Source organism: Parasphingomonas halimpatiens (assembly GCF_036663795.1).
Taxonomy (GTDB): Bacteria; Pseudomonadota; Alphaproteobacteria; order Sphingomonadales; family Sphingomonadaceae; genus Sphingomonas.
Map to the genome: position 1 here is coordinate 75290 of NZ_JAXOJP010000006.1, position 20305 is coordinate 95594.

Here is a 20305-nt window from a genome sequence, read left to right on the forward strand (position 1 = left end):
GCGGACCGAAAAGCATTGAGACAGACTTAACCGCGGCTAAACCACGTCTTTACGTGGTTCGGTATATCACTTGCGGCGAAACCGGCGTGCGCGCGCAATCATTGTCGCGCTCGCTCGGAATGACGCGGGGTTTCATGGCTTTCGAATCGACTCAGCTACGCGGGATCGGCACAGGATGGGACGTCATCGCCGCCCTCGCCGCGTCCGATGGCAGTGCGCGCCATCCCCACCTGCTGCGGCTGTCGCTCGCGGGTGCCGCGCAGCGCGATCTGGCCGATGCGGTTCATGCAATCTGCTCGGTACACGGCCGCACCACCGATCTGTTCGATGAAGCGTCACGCCACCGCGGCGGCGCGCCCGACGCGGGCCGCGTAGCGCCGGCCTGGGTCGAGGTCGCGACCGAAGGCTTTGCCGCCGAGCGCGCCTTTCTCGCCACACTGACGGCGGCAGCGGGGCCGTTGCCCTCGACGCCAGGGCAGGCCGAGACCGACGCCGCGCTGGTGGCGCAGCGTCATGCCTTCGACATGCTCGCCCGATCCGGCCGCGCCGGGTGCGCGACCGGCGCGGCGATCGCGCTTGTGATCGACTGGTATGCGTTTCGCGACACCATGGATGTGGCAGCGGCGCGCTTCGGCGTTACCCCGCCCAAAATGGCTTTGCCCGACGCGATCGAGATCGCGACGATCGTCGCGACCTTGTCCGATTCCGCGGTGCTGCAACGCGCCATGGCGTTCGGTGCGCAGCAGGTCTTCGCGCAGCACCGCGGCCTGTGGGACCTGCTTGAAGCCCGTGCCAGCGCCCGCGACCGGCACTAACCCCATCAGGGGCGCTTGCGCAGCGCGATACATTCCCTCTATCCCGTACCCGATTTTCAAATGAAACGGGATTGAGCCGCATGAAGCGCTTCGAGGGCACGCAAAGCTATGTCGCGACCGACGACCTGAAGGTCGCGGTCAACGCCGCCGTCACGCTGCGCCGCCCGTTGCTGGTCAAGGGTGAGCCCGGCACGGGCAAGACCGTGCTCGCCTATGAAATCGCCAAGGCGGTCAATGCGCCGCTGATCGAGTGGAACATCAAGTCAACCACCAAGGCACAGCAGGGGCTGTACGAATATGACGCGGTGGCGCGGCTGCGCGACGGCCAGCTTGGCGACGAGCGCGTCCACGACATCGGCAACTATATCCGCCGCGGCAAGCTGTGGGAGGCGTTCACCGCCCCCGAGGTGCCCGTGTTGCTGATCGACGAGATCGACAAGGCCGATATCGAGTTCCCCAACGATCTGCTCCAAGAACTCGATCGCATGGAATTCCATGTCTACGAGACCAAGGAGATGGTGCGCGCGGCCGAACGGCCGATCGTCGTGATCACCTCGAACAACGAGAAGGAACTGCCCGACGCGTTCCTGCGCCGCTGCTTCTTCCACTATATCAAATTCCCCGATCGCGAGACGATGCAGGCGATCATCGACGTGCACTTTCCCGGCATCCAGAAGATCCTCGTCAACAAGGCGATGGATATCTTCTACGACGTGCGCGAGGTCCCGGGGCTGAAGAAGAAGCCGAGCACCAGCGAACTGCTCGACTGGCTCAAGCTGCTGCTTCACGAGGACATGCCGCTCGACGTGCTGCAGAATCGCGACCCGACCAAGGCCATCCCGCCGCTGCACGGCGCACTGCTCAAGAACGAGCAGGACGTGATGCTGTTCGAGCGGCTCGCCTTCATGGCCAAGCGCCAGAGCAACCAGCGGCCCTAGGCTTTCCCATCCGCCATTGCTGTTCTAACCTCCCGAAGAAGGGGAGCGGATAGTGACGGACGATGGCGGCGCGGTTTCACGACGTACGGTGATCGGCGGATCGATCGGGCTGGCGGCCACATTGGCGTCGACGGCGGCGCCGGTCGAGGCCGCGCAACCCAGCCCAAAGCGACGCAAGGTGCTGCCCAAGGGCTTTCTCTGGGGCACGGCAACCGCGGCGCACCAGATCGAGGGCAACAACAGCAACGCCGATTTCTGGCTCGCCGAAAACGTCAAGCCGACGCTGTTTTCCGAACCCTCGCTCGACGCATGCGACAGCTATCATCGCTATGAGGAAGACATCGCGCTGGCCGCGAAGCTTGGCTTCAATGCGCATCGCTTCGGCATCGAATGGGCGCGGATCGAACCCGAGCCGGGCAAGTTCAGCATGGCCGAGCTCGACCATTATCTGCGCGTGCTCGAAGCATGCCACGCGCATGGCCTCGCCCCGATCGTCACCTATAGCCACTGGACCGTGCCGCGCTGGTTCGCGGCGCGCGGCGGCTTCGAGCAGGCCGACAGCCCCGAGCTGTTCGCGCGCTTCGCCGAAAAGGCGACCGCGCGGCTCGGGCCATTGATCAGTGCGGCCTCTACCTTCAACGAAGCAAATATCGCGCGCATCGTGCGCGCGCGGCCAGACGCGAAAGCGTTCGAGCCGGCCGTCCGCGCGATGCTCGCCGCATGCGCCAAAGCCTCAGGGTCGGATCGCTTCGCCTCAGTGCTGTTCGCCGATATCGAGAAGAGCGAAGCGAACATGGTCGCAGCCCATGAGCGCGCCTTTGCCGCGATGAAGGCCGGGCCGGGCGATTTCCCGGTCGGCGTGACGATCAGCATGCAGGCGATCGAAAGCGTCGGCGAAGGCGCGGCCGACAAGGCCGAGGAGGTCGCGGCGCAACTTTACGGCCCATGGATCGAGCAGGCGGCAAAGAGCGATTTCGTCGGCGTGCAGACCTATACGCGCCACCGCGTCGGCGCCAACGGCACCCTGCCCCCACCGTCGGGCGCCGAACTGACGGCGGCCGGCTACGAATATTATCCCGAAGCGCTGGCGCACACGATCCGATACGCCGCCGCCAAGACCGGTAAGCCGATCTATGTCACCGAGAATGGCATCGCGACCAATGACGACACGCGACGTATCGCCTATATCGACGGCGCGCTGGCCGGCGTGCGCGCGTGCCTCGACGAGGGCATCGACGTGCGCGGTTATATCCACTGGTCGCTGCTCGACAATTTCGAATGGGTGTTCGGCTACACCCAGAAATTCGGTCTCGTCGCGGTCGATCGCACGACCTTCAAGCGCACGCCCAAACCGAGCGCGGTGCATCTGGGACGGCGGGCGCGCGCCAACCTCGTATAGCGGCTGCTCAGCGCGACTTAATCGACGCGGTAGGCGATTTCGAGATCGCCCCAGCGGCGGCCACGGATGACCATCGGGACATAGACGTTGCGCACGACATTATAGCCGCCATCCTCGCGCTCGCGGCGGAACACGGCGATGTGAAAGGGCTTGGTGCTGGCCTTGGCGATCGCGTCGGTCGCGTCGGAGAAAATGCGACGATTGCGGCAATAGGCCGCGTCGTGAACCGGATCGCCGGTCGGCACGCGGCTATATTGGGTGGTGTGCGTCGGCAGATAACCGTTGATGTCGGTCGCCGCGGTCGACACGATCCCCGGCATCGACGCGATGATCTGGTCGAGCAGGGTGCGCCACGCGCCATCGGCAAAGCCATTGAGTGCGGTATCGAAGCGCGGCGGATTCGAGCGCGGAATCGGCCGGTAGTGGGTGTCGAACAGCGCGGACTCGCTGAGCTTTCCGCTGGCCAGGGCGCCCTCGGTCAGCGCGACGACCTTGTCGCGCCAGCCGATCGCGGCATCGACAAAGGCGCGATCGGCGGTCTCCAGCCCCGATCGCACCAGCGTATCGAGGACGCCATGCGCCTGCGCTTCGAGTGACACCATGCGGTCATGCGCATCGCCGAGCCGCGCGCTATTGGCGCCCGCCGCGGTGGAGAAGCCATCGAGTTCGTCGCCCAGCCGGCACACGCCGTCATGGATCAGACTGGTCGAGCGTGCGATGTCGTCGGTCTGGCGGTCGACATCCTGCACCAGCCGCGTGACCTCGGCAAAAGTATCGGTCGCGACGGCAAAGCCGCGCTCGGCATCGCGGCTGCGCTCGACGCCGATGCCGACTTCCTCGGCAAAGGCCTCGGCCTCGTTCGACAGTTGCGACATGGTGACGCTGATCTCGTCGGTCGCCGCCTGGGTATCGCGCGACAATTTCTTGATCTCGTCGGCGACCACCGCGAACGAACGCCCCGCGTCGCCGGCGCGCTGCGCCTCGATTGCGGCATTGAGCGCCAGCATCTTGGTGGTGCGGGCGATGTCGTCGATCGTCTGGGTAGTGCGCCGCACTTGCGTCATTGCGGCGGCGAAGCTGGTGATCTTGTCGCCGAGCCGCGCGACGAGCGCAGTCAGTTCAACGAATTCGCCGATCGACACCGCGATCGTCGTGCCGCTGGCGTCGAGCCGGCGACGGGCATTTTCGGACAGCGCGCGCGCTTCGGCGGTGGCGTTGGCGACCTGACGCTGATCGGCTTCGAGCGCGGCAAGCACGCCGCGCAGATCTTCGAGCACGGCGGTCTGGCCGGCAATGCTGTCGGCCACCTCGCGGATCTGCCCGGCCGCATCGGTGCAGCCGATGGCAAGTTCGCCCGACTGCCGCGCCGCGGCGTCGATATGCTGTACGTCAACGGCAGGCACGGGACCCATTTTCATATCGCCTGCGTTACAGCAGCTTGGTTTCCAACGAATTAACCGTGGCGCGCAACCGGCTGGTCACGCCGTGCCCGCTAGGCGATCGATATGCTCGCAAGCTCGTCACTGCTACGGATATGCCTCGTTGCGGCCGCGCTGTCGGCCGTTCCGGCGCAGGGTGCCTCGCTGCTCGACTATGTCGGCGAATGCGTGCCCTTTGCGCGCGCGGCCTCGGGCATCCAGATCTATGGCGATGCCTGGACGTGGTGGGATCAGGCCGAGGGCCGCTATCGTCGCGGTTATCAACCCAGGGTCGGCGCGGTGATCGTGTTCGCGCGCAGCGCGCGCCTGCCGCTCGGGCATGTCGCGGTGATCAGCCGCGTGGTCACGTCACGCGTGGTGATGGTCACGCACGCCAACTGGTCGCGCATCGCCGGCGCGCGCGGGCATGCCGAGCAGGATGTGACGTTGACCGACGTCTCGGCCAATGGCGACTGGAGCGACGTGCGGGTATGGTATCGCGGCGTCGACGGCCTCGGTTCGACCGCCTACCCGGTCTATGGCTTCATCTACGGCACACCGGTGGGGCGGACGCAGGCCCGTGCGAAAACCGCGCCCGAGCTGACCGGGCGCGATCCGGATTATGTCGGCGCGCTGATCGACGCCTATGTCCGCTGACGCGGCGTCGATACGCCGCGCCGCTATTCGTGAATGCGCCAGCTCGCTTCGGTGCAGACGTTGAAACCACGCCGGATGGTCGAGGTATCGTCCGAGAACACCGCCTTGAGATCGAAATTGCAATAGCACGAGCCGTCGTCGAAATTGACCGTGACGGTGTTTCCCGGGCTGAGCACCTTGCGCCCGAGCACGTCCTCCTGCCACGAATCGGCGCCGACGTTCGAGCCGTAAATCTCGCGCATCGAGAAGCTCGTATCGTTGATAATCTTGATCCTGCGGTTCTTGCCGTCCTTGCACTGCGCTTCCGCCGAACTGGCGAGGAACAGAGCGGCGAAAGCGACTGCGCCTGCGCCAATGAGCTTCAACTTCATCACAACCCCCGTCGTCGTTCATGATCGGGCACCGGCCCGGGCGATAAAATGCGCGCGAGCGACATGGGATGATTGGACAAAAGAATACAAAATCTGCGGGAGGGAACGCAGCGGGCGGATGGATCAAAGGTGCCGTGAAACGCTATCGATCCCTTGCGAGCACGCTGATGCTGAGGCACATCACAGATCGTCGCCATTCCGCGAGGGCAAACCGTTGACGCGTTATCTGCTTCTCCTCGCGATGTTGATCGCCAGCCCCGCCGCGGCACAGTCGGTGTCAGGAATCTGGAAAGAAGCGGGCGACCGGATCGACGCAGCGGCAGCGGGCATTTCCTTCCCGCGCGAGATCGCCGGCTTGCATTTGACCAAGACCAGCGAATTCACCCACCAAGGCGAAGGGCTCGACAGCGCCGCAGAATATCAGAGCGCAGACAAAGCGCTATGGGCGACGATCTACGTCTACCTCCCGGCATATGGCGACCCCGCGCTGGCGGAATATCGCACCGACAAGACCATCCACCAGGTCTACGGCGCCAAGGTAACCCGCGTTGCGGAGGGGTTGGCTCCGCTGGGGGGACGCAGCAATGCCGCGATCAGGACGATCTATGTCGGCGGCGAGCTCAAGAATTCCGGGGTGCTGGCAAGTGGCGCCGCCTTTGCGAAGGTTGGACGCTGGATCGTGAAGCTTCGTGTGTCGGGGCCACTCGCGCGGCGCGGTGACGTAGAGGCATCGCTGGACGCGTTTCTCGCCGCCGCGCGCCTGCAGGAAAAGACGATGAGCGCCACGGTTGCCCCGGCGCAGATTGCGGCGCCCTGCCCACCGGCTCCCTCAGGGACGGCGGCACTGTTCAAGAATGGCAAGGCGGTCGCCAGCGCGCTGGGCGAGGCCATGGTCGCGGCCAGCGACAATCTCGGCGTCGACCCGAAATCCAAAATCGCACCGCCCTTTCCTGCCAACGGACTTACGCCGATGTGTTTGCGCGGCGAAATCACCATCGGCGACCAGAAATTGGAGGTGTTGCAACCGGCCGGCGAGCCGCAGCCCCACATCATCCTCGTGCCGCTCGACGACGAAGGCGGCGTGATTACCGTCCGCAAGGACCTAATCACCAAAGCCTATACGATCGGAAAGGCCGAGATTGCTCGTTTCACGGTCTATGGCCAGATCGACCGCCTGCCCGATAATGCCGAATTGACCCGCGTACTGGGTGGGGCTCTGCCCGGACTTTTCACGGTGCGCGCCGCTCTGGCCTTGAAACAGAATGGTGACAGCAACGTCGAGATTTCCTCGGATTTGATGAAGAAGTGATCGCACCATGTTCCTGAACTTCCTCGACGAACTGCGCGCGGCGGGCATTCCGGCAAGCCTCAAGGAGCATCTCATCCTGCTCGAGGCGCTCGACCGCGAGGTGATCGAGCGGACGCCGGAGGATTTCTATTACCTCGCCCGCGCGACCTATGTGAAGGACGAGGGTCTCCTCGATCGCTTCGACCAGGTGTTCGCCAAGGTCTTCAAGGGAATCGCCACCACCTATGGCACGCAGCAGACCCAGATTCCGGCGGAGTGGCTGCGCGCGGTGGCGGAGAAGTTCCTGACCCCCGAGGAGATGGAGGCGATCAAGGCGCTCGGCTCGTGGGACGAGATCATGGAGACGCTCAAGAAGCGGCTCGACGAACAGGAAGGTCGCCACCAGGGCGGCAACAAGTGGATCGGGACCGGCGGCACCTCGCCCTATGGCAATTCGGGTTACAACCCCGAGGGCGTGCGGATCGGTGGCGAGAGCAAGCACAAGCGCGCGCTCAAGGTGTGGGACCAGCGCGAGTTCCGCAATCTCGACAACACCAAGGAACTGGGCACCCGCAACATCAAGATCGCGCTGCGCCGGCTCCGCCGCTTCGCGCGCGAGGGCGCGGCGGACGAACTCGATATCGACGCGACGATCGACGGCACCGCGCGGCAGGGCTGGCTCGACGTGGTGATGCGGCCCGAGCGCCACAATGCCGTGAAGCTGCTGCTGTTCCTCGATGTCGGCGGCTCGATGGATCCGTTCGTCAAGCTGTGTGAGGAGCTGTTCTCGGCGGCGACCACCGAGTTCAAGAATCTCGAATTCTTCTACTTCCACAATTGCCCGTACGAAGGGGTGTGGAAGGACAATCGCCGCCGCTTCGCCGAGCGCACGCCGCTATGGGACGTACTGCACAAGTTCGGCCATGACTATAAGCTGGTGTTCGTCGGCGACGCGTCGATGAGCCCGTACGAGATCACCCATCCGGGCGGCTCGGTCGAGCATTTCAACGAGGAATCTGGCGCGGTGTGGCTGCACCGCATGACCACGACATATCCAGCCGCGGTGTGGCTCAACCCGGTGCCCGAGCAGCAATGGGGCTATTCGCAGTCGGTGAAGATCATCCGCGAGTTGATGAACGACCGGATGTACCCGCTGTCGCTGAGCGGCCTCGACGATGCGATGCGCGAGCTGACGCGCAAGCGGTGATACGCCCCCACTGGCCCTTGCCGGATCAAATTCCGAGACTTTCGACCTCAATCTGAACCGACGTCGCACCGCAATTTTCCCAATCGCCGGATGCCGCCAGCCGATCCGGATCCGCACGATAGGACGCGAGTGAGATCGCATCCGGAAAATGGAGCAGGTGGGTCTCGGAGGAACGATCTGCTGCGCGAACGCGCCATTCGATCCGTGCGCCATGCCTGGCGAGCAACGGTAGTACCTTCGCTTCATAGGAATCGAAAAGCGCGCGATCGGCGTTGGCCAGATCGAACGTCGCCAGGATGAGCATATCGGTAGAGCCGCCTACACCATGGTCAATAGAGCAGGTGCGCGCGACGAGCATCGTCCCAGGCGAGTTCGTCAGGTTGCGTCAGCGCGTCGAGATCGGCCGGCGCCGCTTCGCCATCATCGACCCATTCGCGCAGTCCCGGCCCGGCATTGATCACGTCGATGGCGAGCTTGTCGAAGACATATTCATACGGGAAGTCGCGCCACAAATTATAATCGGGATAGAGCGCGCGGATCGCCTTGAAGCCGAGTGCCTGGAGCCGCCATGGGCGGAAGGCGGCGTGATCGTAGGACGGACCCTCGGCATGAATGAACACGCCGTTGCACAGCGTCTTCGCATGCTTGTGGAAGGTCGGTTCGAACCAGATGTCGCGCAAGGTGCAACCGGTGAGCCAGTCAGGCGCGATGCGGCGCATTTCCGCAATCACTGCGCGCGCGTCGATATCGGGCGCGCCGAACAGCTCGAGCGGACGGGTGGTGCCGCGACCTTCGGACAGGTTGGTGCCTTCGAGCATCACCGTGCCGGCATAGGCGCGTGCCATGTTGACGTTGGCGGCGTTGGGGCTCGGGTTGACCCACACGCGCTCGGGCGGCCAGCCATGGCCGGGCCCGACCTCGGGCGCCCAGCCCTCCATTGCAATGACACGATAATCGACGTCGAGCTTGAAGTGATCGATAAACCAGTGGCCAAGCTCGCCGAGCGTCAGCCCATGGCGCATCGGCATCGGGCCAGCACCGACAAAGCTTTCCCAGCCGGGCAACAGGGTCAGCCCCTCGATCGGGCGGCCGGCGGGATTGGGGCGATCGAGCACCCACACCGCCTTGCCATGCGCGGCGGCCGCTTCGAGTACGTAGAGCAGTGTCGTCACGAAGGTGTAGATGCGGCAGCCGACGTCCTGCAGGTCGATCAGGATGGTGTCGAAGGTGCCCATCGACTGGCCGGTCGGGCGGCGCACCTCGCCGTACAGGCTGAACACGGGGATGCCATAGGTCTGGTCGGTGAAGTCGGGCGACTCCATCATATTGTCCTGCAGGTCGCCGCGCAGCCCGTGCTGCGGCCCGAACGCGGCGGTGACGTTGATGCCGTTGCACGCCATCAACGCATCGATCGAATGTGTCAGATTGGCGGTGACCGAGGCGGGGTGCGCGAGCAGCGCGACGCGCTTGCCGATGAGCGGGACGCGCAGCGCGGGGTCGGCGAGCAGGCGATCGATACCGAATTTCATGCCCGCTCAGGTGCCGCGAGCCGCGCGGTAAAGCAATCCGCGTTGTGGAAATCGGGTTTGCCGGGAGGATGGGCGAGCGCCCAGTAGGATTTGGTGCCGTCCGTCGCTTCGATCACCACCGACAGACCAACCCGCCACTCGCGTGGTGCAGCGAGATCGGGAAGAATGAAATACATCGCGGCACTTCCGACACCGTGCAACCAGTGACCGAATTTCTCTACCTTCTCAATGTTGCGCATCCCGGTGCGGTAACCATCGAAGCGGTAGGCTGCCCATTTCATCGACGTCGCGAAGTTCAACTCACAATAGCCCGGTTCATCAACGAACCCCACGAACGCCTCAAAGCAGCTATGCTGCCACAAACCGTCGGTGCGATCGGCAGGCCCGTCGAATGAGGGCCACACCACCCCGCCCAGATCACCTTCGACAAAAAAGCGGAGCATCAACGCACCTCCGGGGCGCCGGCCAACATCGGTCCCGATCGCTGTCACCGCGACGCTCGGAAAGTCGGGGTGTGGGACCAGCATCAGCATCGCGCACCGCCATCCTTCCCCGGCGAAGGCCGGGGCCCTGTTGGGTTGTCGCTCATGGATTAGCGATCCGCTCGCACAAATCTTCCCATTCCGGGTTCAGCCCTCAATCTCGCGAATCTTCCACGCACGTTTCCAATCCTCCATCTGGAATTCGCGCCGGTGCCAAGGCGATATCGTCCAAGACTTCGCACGCGGTCCGGTGCGGCCTCATAGTCACGCGCAATGCAATGATCAGCAAGGGCGTTCGTCGTACACCTTGATGGAAACGGCTCGCACGCTCCGATTATCGTAGTCTGGCATAAGGCGATCTCATCATGATCGGGTTCTCGCACGACGCTGATACAGCGCTATCGCGCTAATGCCCGTGCGGCCTGATTCAACCGCAGTGTCGGCACTGTTATCCAATCATGCCGTCAATGCGCTCTTACCGACGCGGCGGGGCTCATTCTCATGGTCGATGTTGGATGTTAGATCGGCTGTTCCGAGCGCTGTTCCCGGCTGCTCGTGGCGCTGTTATTTCCGCTGTTATGCGGCTGTTCCACCGCTGTTCCTGAATGGCGATTATTACGTACCAATCTATTGATTATATGCTCAAATTACGTTGATTGAGCAAGGAACAGCGCCTGAAAAAATTATTCTTCTGAACAGCGCTGATAAGTTGGACGATGCGCACGTCCAATACCGGTACATGACAGACCCGTTTCCTGTCGAACCGGATAGAGCCTGTACCGGCGGCTGGCGATGAGGAAGACAGCGGCGCAATCATCCCGACATGGCGTTGCCGGGGAGGGTCAAAGGAGATGGGATATACCTCACTGGAAAAACCCGCGCACATGGCCTATGTGCCCCGCCTCCCATGGCTACTGTCCTCCCCTCCCCGCCGCGCGTCGGCATGGTTTCGCTCGGCTGTCCCAAGAATCTGGTCGACAGCGAGCGCATCCTGACCAAGCTGCGCGCCGACGGCTATCAGATGTCGCCCGACTATGCCGGCGCCGATGTCGTGCTGGTCAACACCTGCGGCTTTCTCGATTCCGCCAAGGAAGAGAGCCTCGAAGCGATCGGCGAGGCGATCGCCGAAAATGGCCGCGTCATCGTCACGGGCTGCATGGGGAAGGAAGCCGAGGCGATCCGCGCGCGCTTCCCGCAGGTGCTCGCGGTGACCGGCGCGCATCAATATGAGGAAGTAGTCGGCGCGGTACACGAAGCGGCGCCGATGCCGCCCTCGGCCTTTCTCAACCTGGTGCCCGATGCCGGGCTCAAGCTGACGCCGCGCCACTACAGCTATTTGAAGATCTCCGAGGGCTGCAATCATCGCTGCGCCTTCTGCATCATTCCATCGCTGCGCGGCGATCTGGTCAGCCGCCGCCCCGATGCGATCCTGCGCGAGGCCGAAAAACTGGTCGCGGCCGGGACCAAGGAATTGCTGGTGATCAGCCAGGATACCTCGGCCTACGGTGTCGATATCCGCCACCAGCCGCGCCCGTGGCATGGCGGCGAGGTGCGCGCACACATGACCGACCTGTCGCGCGAGCTCGGCAAGATCGCGCCCTGGGTGCGGCTGCACTATGTCTACCCCTATCCGCATGTCGACCATGTCATCCCGCTGATGGCCGAGGGGCTGATCCTCCCCTATCTCGACATTCCGTTCCAGCATGCCGCGCCCAATGTGCTGCGCGCGATGAAGCGCCCGGCGAACGAGGCCAAGGTGCTCGAACGCATCCGCAAATGGCGCGAGATCGCCCCCGACATCACGATCCGCTCGACCTTCGTGGTCGGCTTTCCCGGCGAGACCGAGGCCGACTTCCAGTATCTGCTCGACTGGCTCGACGAGGCGCAGCTCGACCGCGTCGGCGCGTTCCGTTTCGAGCCTGTCGAAGGCGCCGCCGCCAATGCGCTCCCCGACCATGTGCCCGAAGCGCTCAAGGAAGAGCGTTACGCACGCATCATGGAGAAGACTGCGGCTATTTCCGCCGCCAAGCTCCAGGCCAAGATCGGCCGGACGCTCGACGTGATCATTGACGTGGTCGACGAACAGGGCGCGACCGGCCGCTCGCAGGCCGATGCGCCGGAGATCGACGGCGAAGTGCACCTGCGCGATGCCGGGCATCTCGCGGTCGGCGACATCGTCGCGGTCGAGATCGAGGATGCTGACGAGCACGACCTGTTCGGGGTACCCGTCACAGCCTGAGCCATTGCGCGGCGCTCCGACGGCCTTAAATGGTTAACGATGCGCTGGCGTAACGGATTCGCGATCGGGCTGCTGGCGTCTTTCGCGACGCCGGCGTCGGCGCAAACCTATGTCTCGCGCGACATCGCACCCGTAGTCGCGTCGATCGACCCGCTGACCGTTACCGACGAGGATTTCGCACGCAACCGCGATCCCGAGGCCTGGGAGGGACTGTCGGTCAGCCGGATCAGTTTTCGCGAGGGGCCGGTGACGTGGCGCTTGTGGCGTATCGCCAATCTGCGCCACCGCGACGGGCCGCTCTGGGTCTTGCCGCACGATAACGAGAATGCGACCTTCGCCGCCGCGCTGATCGCGCTGCGCTCATGGGGCGGCGTCGTCATCGCGGTCGACAGCGACCCGGTCGCGGACAGCTATGCCGCGCGCTTCAACGCCGGCGGGGGCGCGGCGCCGGTCGACCCCAACCGCAATTTCTACGACGCCTTGCCGCTCTATGCCGGCACGATCCTCGCCGACCTCGGCATGCCGCCGCGGCTGATCGTCGCCTTGCACACCAACGAGCCGGGCTTCGACGCGACGCTCTCCTCCTGCCCGCGCCCGCCTTATGGCGGCAGCGGCACCATCTCGATCAAATTGTGCACCGCGCGCTTCCATCCGAGCGCGTCGATCGGCCGCGCCTGGCCCTTCGACGATGACGACACGCTCGCGCTGACGCCCTATCCGGTCGATGGCGATCCGCGCGGCGCCTTCTGCGCGCGGCGGCTCGGTGCGGCGGACTTCAACATCGTGTTCGAACGCGTGACGATCAGCGACGGGTCGCTGTCCAACTATGCCTCGCTGCACGGCCTGCGCTACGTCAATCTCGAGACCGCCGAGACCGGATCGACACCCGCCGGCCTCGCCGGCGCGCGCAACCGGCTGGTGGCCATGATCGACCGGATGATGACGCTATGCGGCGACGGCCCGACCTTGGCACTGAGCCCGCCTGCGGCGCATCTCGCGACGGCTGCGAGACATTAGCCCGGGCTGCGCGGCGCTCGCTCGCTGCGATAATAGCAGAAGGTCAGCCATAGCGAGAACGCGCCGAGCAAATGCCACGCCGCGTGACCCTGTAACAGGCTGCGCGGCGCACACACCACGCCCTGCTGGTCGAGGATCCAGATCGCGAAGGCGACCGCTGTGGCGAGAATCCCGCCGAGATAGAGCGAGAGCCGCGCGCCCGGCCGCAGCGGTCGCGCGAAGACCAGTTCGACCAGGATGGCGAGGTTGAGCAGCACCGCGAACAGCCAGCGCCGCACCTCGGGCACGACGATCAGCCCGACCGTGAGACACGCGCACAACGCGACATAGAGCAGAATCGCGCGACCATCCGGGATGCGCCGCCACCGCGTCAGCGCCCCCACCAGCAGGAACGAACCCACCAGATACATGCCGAGCACATCGAGAAACTGGCCCCACAGCGTCAGCGTGGCATGCATCAGCACCGAGCCGAGCCCGACGATGATCGCGGTAATTCCGAGCGTACGCGCGGCGAGCGGCGGCATCGCCGATCCGTCGTCACGCTCACCGGCGATCAGGATCATCAGGAAACCGATCAGGACATAACCATAGGACGACCAGCTGTCGGCGGGCTGCACGATCAGCGCGCCGCTCCGCGGCAGCTCGCAGAAGCAGTGCGTCGCGGTACAGGTCGCCGGCGCAAAGGCCGCCCAGTTCGGGCCAAGCCATGTGAGCAGCGCAAGCACCGCCAGCGCGGAGAGCGCGGTCAGCAGGAGCGCGACCGCCATCGTGCGCCTCGTGATTGCCTGGCTCATGTCGCCCTCCCCCCGTCGCACACAACCTAGCACGGCGAACACGAAAGGCTATCGCCGCAGGCTCTGGCGCAAGGCGCGCCATTCTGTAAGGTTCGCGACCTCGTCCGTCGCGTACCGAGGATTTCCATGCGTCCGTTCCGCTCTCTCGTCATTGCCGCAACCCTGCTGTTCGCCGGGCCCGCCCTCGCGCAGGATCTGACTACCGCCGAGCAGGCGCAGGTCGACAAGATCGTCACGGCGCAACTGGCCGCCACCGGCACGCCTTCGGCCTCGATCGCCGTCGTGCGCGGCGGGCGGATCGTGCTCGCCAAAGCTTATGGCAAGGCGTCCGAGACGATGCCGGTCGCGCCCGCCACGGCGCCGTACCAGATCGCCTCGATCTCCAAGCAGTTCGCCGGCGCCGCCGTGCTGCTGCTCGCCCGTGAAGGGAAGCTGAGCCTCGACGACGTGGTGGCGAAATATATCCCCGGCATCACCCAGGGCGACCACATCACGATCCGCCAGTTGCTCAGTCACACCTCGGGGCTGCAGGATTACTGGCCGCAGGATTACAGCTTCAAGGCGATGGCGACCCCGGTCACGCCGCAGGGCATTCTCGATCGCTGGGCCAGGAAGCCGCTCGACTTCGCACCGGGTACGCAATGGCAATATTCCAACACGGGTTACGTCGTCGCCGGGCTGATCGTCGAAAAGGTCGCCGGTCAGCCGCTGCTCGCCTTCCTCCAGCACCGGATCTTCGAGCCGCTCGGCATCACCGCCTATGATCAGGATCTCGCGATCGGCCCCAATTTCCCGCAAGGCTATGGCCGCCACGCGTTCGGGCCGCTGCGTCCCGAGCCACCTGCCGCGCAGGGCTGGCTGTTCGCGGCCGGCGAATTGTCGATGAGCGCTGCCGACCTCGCCAAATGGGACATTGCACGGATCGACCGCACGATCCTCACCTCGGAAGACTGGAAGACCCAGGAAACGCCGATCCGGCTGAGCGACGGCAGCAATTCGCGCTACGGCTTGGGCGTGTTCGTCGGTGCGCAGGACGGGCGGCGGATGATCGAGCACAGCGGCGAGGCGGTCGGGTTCATCTCCGACAATCTCGTCTTCCCCGACGACAAGGCGGCATTCGTCGTGCTGACCAACACCTGGTCGAGCGGCGCGGCGTCGAGCATCGCCGAAGCGCTGTCCAAGGCGCTGCTCCCGCCGGCCCCGGCAAGCGCGGCCGATCTTGCGGCCGGGATCCGCGCTCGCGCCCTGTTCGACCAGCTGCGCGCCGGCCAGCTCGACCGCGCACAACTGACCGACAATGCCAATTTCTACTTCACGCCGACCGCGATCGCGGATTACCACACCAGCCTGGCGCCGCTCGGCACGCCGACGAGCTTCACCCAGGCCGGGCCGATGCGGCTGCGCGGCGGCTTCGTGCTGCGCAGCTATCGCCTCGCTTACAAGGGCAAGACATTGATCCTCAGCACCTTCCTCGAACCCGGCGGCAATGGCCGGTTCGAACAATTCCTCATTTCGCCGGCCGACTGATGACAGACCGTTTCGCAGGATTGCTGCAAGCCGATCGCGGGCAGCCCGCTCGCCTGATTCATGTCGTCCATCCCGATGCGTGGGAGAAATGGCTCGCCGCGCAACCGCCGCGCGTCCGCACCGCCGTCGCCGCGCATCGGCTGACCGGCAAGGCCGGCAACCGCGCCGTGCTGCCCGGCGACAAGGCCGATGACTGGTCGATGCTGCTGGTGTGCAACGAGGCGGAAAGCTCGCCCTGGCGCATCGCCTCGCTCGGCGATCAGCTGCCCGAGGGAACCTATCGTCTCGCCGAGGGGGAACCGGGCGCGGCGATGCTCGGCTGGTTGCTTGCCCAATATCGCTTCGAGCGCTACCGCAAGGACGACAAGCCCACCGGCCCACGCGTGCTGCTGACCGGCGAGCCGGCGCGGATCGACGAGATCACGCGCATCGCGGCGGCCACCGCCAAGGTCCGCGACCTCGTCAACACCGCCGCAGCCGATTTCGGCCCGGCCGACCTCGAACATGAGGCGGCGGCACTGGCCAAGGCGCATGGCGCGCTGTTCCACGTCACCAAGGGCGATGCGCTCGCCAAGGGCTATCCGATGATTCTCGCCGTCGGCCAGGCGGCGGCCAAGGGGCGCGAACCGCGGCTGATCGAGCTCGAATGGGGAAATCCGGCGCATCCGCGCGTCGCCATCATCGGCAAGGGCGTGTGCTTCGATTCGGGCGGGCTCGACATCAAGCCCTCATCGGGCATGCGGCTGATGAAGAAGGACATGGGCGGCGCGGCGCACGCGCTGGCGCTGGCCGGGCTGGTGATGGCCGAGCGTTTGAAGGTGCGGCTGCATTTGCTGATCCCGGCGGTCGAGAACAGCATCGCCGGCAATGCCTTCCGCCCCGGCGACGTGCTGGCAACGCGCAAGGGCCTGACGGTCGAGACCACCAATACCGATGCCGAGGGGCGGCTGGTGCTCGGCGACGCGATCACCAAAGCGGGCGAGGACAATCCGGCACTGATCATCGACTTCGCCACGCTGACCGGCGCGGCGCGCGTCGCGCTCGGGCCCGATCTACCGGCGACCTTCGCCAATGACGATGGCCTGGCCGAGGAACTGCTGGCGGCCGGCACTGCCGTCGGTGACCCCTTGTGGCGGCTGCCGCTATGGGACGGCTATGACGAGATGTTCGCCTCCGATGTCGCCGATCTCGTCAACGCGCCCGATGGCGGTTTTGCCGGTGCGGTAACGGCGGCGTTGTTCCTGCGGCGCTTCGTCCCCGAAGGCACCCCCTGGGTCCATTTCGACACCTTCGCCTGGCGCCCCACCGCCAAGCCGGGCCGCCCCAAGGGCGGCGAGGCGCTCGGCCTGCGCGCCAGCTGGGCGGTGCTCAAGGCGCGGTACGGGGGCTGATCTGGAGATGATGCGATGCCGGTTCTAGCGTTATTGTTGTCCGCCCAGCTTGCGTCCGCGCCACTGGCACCGCCTGAGACAATCTATCCCGACATCACCGTCATCGATGTATCTGCCCGTCCGCCCGATTCGGGAGTCTTGCATACATTCGTTGGGATCCTGGGCAGGACCAGCGCCGGCGATATCGTGTCGTTCAAGCTGACCTATTTCGGCGCCGGTCAGCCGATCCCGTCCGTAGCGTCATTGTGCACGTTCACAGGTGGCATGAGCCCCGACGCCGCCGGAAAGACGATCGTCGACATCTCGCGCTTCAAGTGCACGCTCAGCTCGGAGAGCGCGTTCATCGCCCCACCGGTGATGAGAGCACAGCCTTTCTATCATTAGGGGCGCGTCGCGCCCGCCGCGATGATCGGCACGAACTTCGCCGCCGTCAGGCTCGCGCCGCCGACCAGCGCGCCATCGACATCGCCCGCGCCCAGCAATTCGGCGGCGTTTTCGGCGGTGACCGAGCCACCATAGAGCAACCGCATCGCCGCCACGTCATCGCCGATCAGCGCGCGCAGCTTGGCGCGAATCGCCCCGTGCATCGCCGCCACATCGTCGACCGTCGGGGTGCGCCCGGTGCCGATCGCCCAGACCGGTTCATAGGCGATCGACAGCCACGACGCGGCCGCGCCCTCGGGTAGCGAACTCGCCAGCTGCATCGTCACCACCTCGACCGCGCGCCCGGCATCGCGCTCGGCCAGCGTCTCGCCGACGCACAGGATCGCGGTCAGGCCGTGCCGGCGCAGTGCCTCCGCCTTGGCCTTCACATCGGCATCGGTCTCGCCGCAATCGGCGCGGCGCTCGCTATGGCCGACGATCGAGAAGCTGGCGCCAGCCTCCCTGATCATGCTCGCCGAGATGCATCCGGTATGCGCGCCCTTGTCAGCCGGATGGACATCCTCGGCGCCGATCGCGAGGCCCGGCGCGCGCGCCGCCGCCGGGGCGATCAGCGTCGCCGGCACAGCCATCGCCACGTCGATATCCGGATGCGCCGCCGCCGCGACGGCGATACCGTCGAGTTCGGCAAGCGCGGCAAGATCGCCGTTCATCTTCCAATTGCCCGCCACCAGCTTGCGTCGCATGCGTCCCCCTGTCTGCTTTACGCCCGCTTAGCGCGGCACGTCGTGCGCACAAGCTTGAAGCGGCCGGCACCTGTCCGTAAAGCGACCGCTTCGTCTTTCGTTTTCTGCATAGATCGGCCCTGTTCCACCATGATCAGCCTTTTCCGCCGCATGATCAATTCCCGGGTCGGTCTGACCCTCAGCTTCCTGGCGCTGTTCGGCTTCGCGCTGCTCGGCCTTGGCGGCAGCGGGATCTTCACCGGAGGCGGTTTCGGTGGCACGACGGCGAGCGGGGACGATGTCGCCAAGGTCGGCAAGGTCGCGATCTCGGGCTCGGAACTGCGCGCGCGGGTCGAATCCGAATATCAGAATTATTTCCAGGAGGCACAGCAGGCGCGACAGCAGCCGCTGCCGCTGGCGCAGTTTATCACCCAAGGCGGCATGGATGGGACCTATGAGCGCCTGATCAATTCCCAGGCGATCGAGCAGTTCGCGACACGCCAACGCATGTCGGTGGACGACAAATATGCCCTGGCGCAGATTACCCCGCAGTTTCTGAATGCCGCGACCGGCAAGTTCGATCAGCGCAAGTTCGAACAGGTTCTCCAGGCACAGCATCTGACGGTGCCGCAGGTGACGCGCGACGTGCGCCAGGGCCTGCTCCAGCGCCAGCTGGTCGACCCGATCATGCGCGCATCGCAGGTGCCGACCAGGCTGGCCTTTCCCTATGCGTCGATGCTGCTGGAGCGCCGCGACGGCCAGGTCGGGCTGATCCCGGCAAGCGCGATCCGCGGCGGCGCGGCACCGACCGACACCGAACTGGCGGATTTCTACAAGCGCAACACCGCGCGCTACATGGTCCCGGAGCGGCGCGTCGTGCGCTACGCGATCATCTCGCCCGACCAGGTCAAGGCGCAGTCCACGCCGACCGACAAGGAAGTCGCCGACACCTATCAGAATCAGCGCGCCCGCTACCTGCCGAGCGAAAAGCGCACGATCGTCCAGGTGCTCGTCGCCGACCAGGTGGCTGCCGGCGCACTCGCCGCCAAGGTCAAGGGCGGCACGTCGCTCGAAGCCGCCGCGCAGGCGATCGGCCTGTCGGCCGCGACGATCAAGGACACCGAAAAGGCGGCCTATGCCGCGCAAGGGTCCGAAGCGCTGGCAACTGCGGCGTTCGGCGCAACCAGGGGCGCCATGGTCGGCCCGATCTCGACGCCGCTCGGCTATGCCGTCGCGCGGATCGAGGCGATCACCGCCGTGCCCGGCAAGTCGCTTGCTCAGGCGCACGACGAGATCGTCAAGGCGCTGACCGCCGTCAAGACGCAGACCGAGCTGGGCAAGCTCCACGACGCGATCGACGACGCGATCAGCAACAAGACGAGCTTCGGCGATGTCGTCAACACCAACAAGCTGACCGCGGTCACCTCCGCACCGCTGACCGCGAACGGCGCCAACCCGGACGATCCCAAGGCGCAGCCTGACCCGAACATGGTCGCGATCGCGCAGGCGGCGTTCGCCATCGACCCCGCCCAGGGGCCGCAAATGGCGCCGATCGGTGCCGATGGCAGCTTCGCCCTCGTCGCGATCGATCATATCGTCGCCGCCGCACCGCGCCCGCTGGCGCAGATGCGCGACACCGTGGCGCGCGATTTCGTGGCGGAGCGCAACCTCAAGGAGGCGCGAAAGATCGCGTATGCGATGACCGCGCAGCTCGCCAAGGGCGTTCCGATCGCCAAGGCGCTGGCCGGCACCGGGCTGGCACTCAAGCCGGCGCAAACGGTCTCGGCGGCGCGGGTGCAGGTGCTCAACCGGCCCAATAATGCCCCGGCCCCGCAGTGGCTCGCCCTGATGTTCAACATGGGCGCGCGCACGGCAAAAGTGCTGGAGACGCCCGATCACGCTGCCTACCTGGTGATCTGGCTCGACAAGGTCACGCCCGGCGACGCCACGACCCAGCCGCGCGCGGTGAGCGGCATCAGCGCCGATCTCAGCCGCTCGATCGGGCGCGAATATGCCGAGCAGTTCGTCAAGGCGATGCGCTCGACGGTCGGCGTGAGCAAGAATGACGCCGCCATGGCCCGGTTGCGCGCGTCGCTGTCGGGCCAGGCCAGCCCCGATCAACCCTGA

The 20305-nt window shown here is 65.4% G+C and carries 19 protein-coding genes; 12 read left to right on the forward strand and 7 right to left on the reverse strand.

What is annotated here, in order from left to right:
- Positions 1-134 precede the first annotated feature (134 nt).
- The 3 genes from U1839_RS08470 (at position 135) to U1839_RS08480 (ending at position 3152) form a co-directional block, all read left to right on the forward strand.
- Entirely contained in the window at positions 135-815 is a 681-nt protein-coding gene (locus U1839_RS08470) for a DUF6975 family protein (protein ID WP_332803225.1), read from the forward strand.
- 80 nt (positions 816-895) lie between these two features.
- Complete coding sequence (locus tag U1839_RS08475) at positions 896-1753, forward strand: AAA family ATPase (protein WP_332803226.1); 858 nt, start codon at positions 896-898, stop codon at positions 1751-1753.
- A gap of 52 nt (positions 1754-1805) precedes the next feature.
- Positions 1806-3152, forward strand: coding sequence for a glycoside hydrolase family 1 protein (locus U1839_RS08480; RefSeq protein WP_332803227.1), 1347 nt, complete (start codon positions 1806-1808; stop codon positions 3150-3152).
- A 17-nt stretch (positions 3153-3169) separates the two neighbouring features.
- Here the strand turns inward: U1839_RS08480 and U1839_RS08485 are convergent, their stop codons facing one another.
- Positions 3170-4570, reverse strand: coding sequence for a methyl-accepting chemotaxis protein (locus tag U1839_RS08485; protein ID WP_332803228.1), 1401 nt, complete (start codon positions 4568-4570; stop codon positions 3170-3172).
- An 87-nt stretch (positions 4571-4657) separates the two neighbouring features.
- On the opposite strand from U1839_RS08485, the gene U1839_RS08490 reads away from it, so the two are divergent.
- Positions 4658-5227 (forward strand): CHAP domain-containing protein, encoded by a 570-nt coding sequence (locus U1839_RS08490; protein WP_332803229.1) that lies wholly within the window; start codon positions 4658-4660, stop codon positions 5225-5227.
- Positions 5228-5250: 23 nt separating this feature from the next.
- Here U1839_RS08490 and U1839_RS08495 read toward each other — a convergent pair whose 3' ends face one another.
- Positions 5251-5598: a hypothetical protein gene (locus U1839_RS08495; protein WP_332803230.1), complete on the reverse strand. Its 348-nt coding sequence runs from the start codon at positions 5596-5598 to the stop codon at positions 5251-5253.
- On the opposite strand from U1839_RS08495, the gene U1839_RS08500 reads away from it, so the two are divergent.
- Together U1839_RS08500 and U1839_RS08505 are read left to right on the forward strand one after the other, a co-directional pair.
- A complete protein-coding gene (locus tag U1839_RS08500; protein ID WP_332803231.1) occupies positions 5582-6907 on the forward strand; it encodes a hypothetical protein in 1326 nt (441 codons plus the stop codon). The two genes, U1839_RS08495 and U1839_RS08500, sit on opposite strands and share 17 nt — an antisense overlap.
- Before the next feature lie 7 nt (positions 6908-6914).
- Entirely contained in the window at positions 6915-8093 is a 1179-nt protein-coding gene (locus U1839_RS08505) for a vWA domain-containing protein (RefSeq protein WP_332803232.1), read from the forward strand.
- 25 nt (positions 8094-8118) lie between these two features.
- Here the strand turns inward: U1839_RS08505 and U1839_RS08510 are convergent, their stop codons facing one another.
- The 3 genes from U1839_RS08510 to U1839_RS08520 are packed head-to-tail and all read right to left on the reverse strand — an operon-like array spanning position 8119 to position 10155.
- Entirely contained in the window at positions 8119-8397 is a 279-nt protein-coding gene (locus tag U1839_RS08510; protein ID WP_332803233.1) for a hypothetical protein, read from the reverse strand.
- 25 nt (positions 8398-8422) lie between these two features.
- Positions 8423-9622, reverse strand: coding sequence for an exo-beta-N-acetylmuramidase NamZ family protein (locus tag U1839_RS08515; protein ID WP_332803234.1), 1200 nt, complete (start codon positions 9620-9622; stop codon positions 8423-8425).
- Positions 9619-10155 (reverse strand): DOMON-like domain-containing protein, encoded by a 537-nt coding sequence (locus tag U1839_RS08520; RefSeq protein WP_332803235.1) that lies wholly within the window; start codon positions 10153-10155, stop codon positions 9619-9621. Before U1839_RS08520 ends, U1839_RS08515 begins: the two co-directional genes overlap by 4 nt.
- Before the next feature lie 856 nt (positions 10156-11011).
- Between U1839_RS08520 and rimO the strand changes: the two genes are divergently transcribed.
- Together rimO and U1839_RS08530 are read left to right on the forward strand one after the other, a co-directional pair.
- On the forward strand, positions 11012-12343 hold the full coding sequence (rimO, locus tag U1839_RS08525) for a 30S ribosomal protein S12 methylthiotransferase RimO (protein ID WP_332803236.1): 1332 nt from the start codon (positions 11012-11014) through the stop codon (positions 12341-12343).
- A 39-nt stretch (positions 12344-12382) separates the two neighbouring features.
- Entirely contained in the window at positions 12383-13360 is a 978-nt protein-coding gene (locus U1839_RS08530) for a hypothetical protein (protein WP_332803237.1), read from the forward strand.
- On the opposite strand, the gene U1839_RS08535 is transcribed toward U1839_RS08530, so the two are convergent.
- Complete coding sequence (locus U1839_RS08535; protein WP_332803238.1) at positions 13357-14154, reverse strand: ceramidase domain-containing protein; 798 nt, start codon at positions 14152-14154, stop codon at positions 13357-13359. The genes U1839_RS08530 and U1839_RS08535 overlap by 4 nt on opposite strands.
- A gap of 126 nt (positions 14155-14280) precedes the next feature.
- Here U1839_RS08535 and U1839_RS08540 point away from each other — a divergent pair, with 126 nt between their 5' ends.
- Genes U1839_RS08540 through U1839_RS08550 form a run of 3 tightly spaced genes read left to right on the forward strand, consistent with a single transcriptional unit; the run spans position 14281 to position 17456 of the window.
- Positions 14281-15681, forward strand: coding sequence for a serine hydrolase domain-containing protein (locus U1839_RS08540; RefSeq protein WP_332803239.1), 1401 nt, complete (start codon positions 14281-14283; stop codon positions 15679-15681).
- On the forward strand, positions 15681-17072 hold the full coding sequence (locus U1839_RS08545; RefSeq protein WP_332803240.1) for a leucyl aminopeptidase family protein: 1392 nt from the start codon (positions 15681-15683) through the stop codon (positions 17070-17072). Before U1839_RS08540 ends, U1839_RS08545 begins: the two co-directional genes overlap by 1 nt.
- 15 nt (positions 17073-17087) lie before the next feature.
- On the forward strand, positions 17088-17456 hold the full coding sequence (locus U1839_RS08550) for a hypothetical protein (protein ID WP_332803241.1): 369 nt from the start codon (positions 17088-17090) through the stop codon (positions 17454-17456).
- Here the strand turns inward: U1839_RS08550 and tpiA are convergent.
- Positions 17453-18199 carry a triose-phosphate isomerase gene (gene tpiA, locus U1839_RS08555; RefSeq protein ID WP_332803242.1) on the reverse strand — a complete coding sequence of 249 codons (747 nt, stop codon included), beginning with the start codon at positions 18197-18199 and terminating at the stop codon, positions 17453-17455. The genes U1839_RS08550 and tpiA overlap by 4 nt on opposite strands.
- A 129-nt stretch (positions 18200-18328) precedes the next feature.
- Between tpiA and U1839_RS08560 the strand changes: the two genes are divergently transcribed.
- Entirely contained in the window at positions 18329-20305 is a 1977-nt protein-coding gene (locus U1839_RS08560) for a peptidylprolyl isomerase (protein ID WP_332803243.1), read from the forward strand.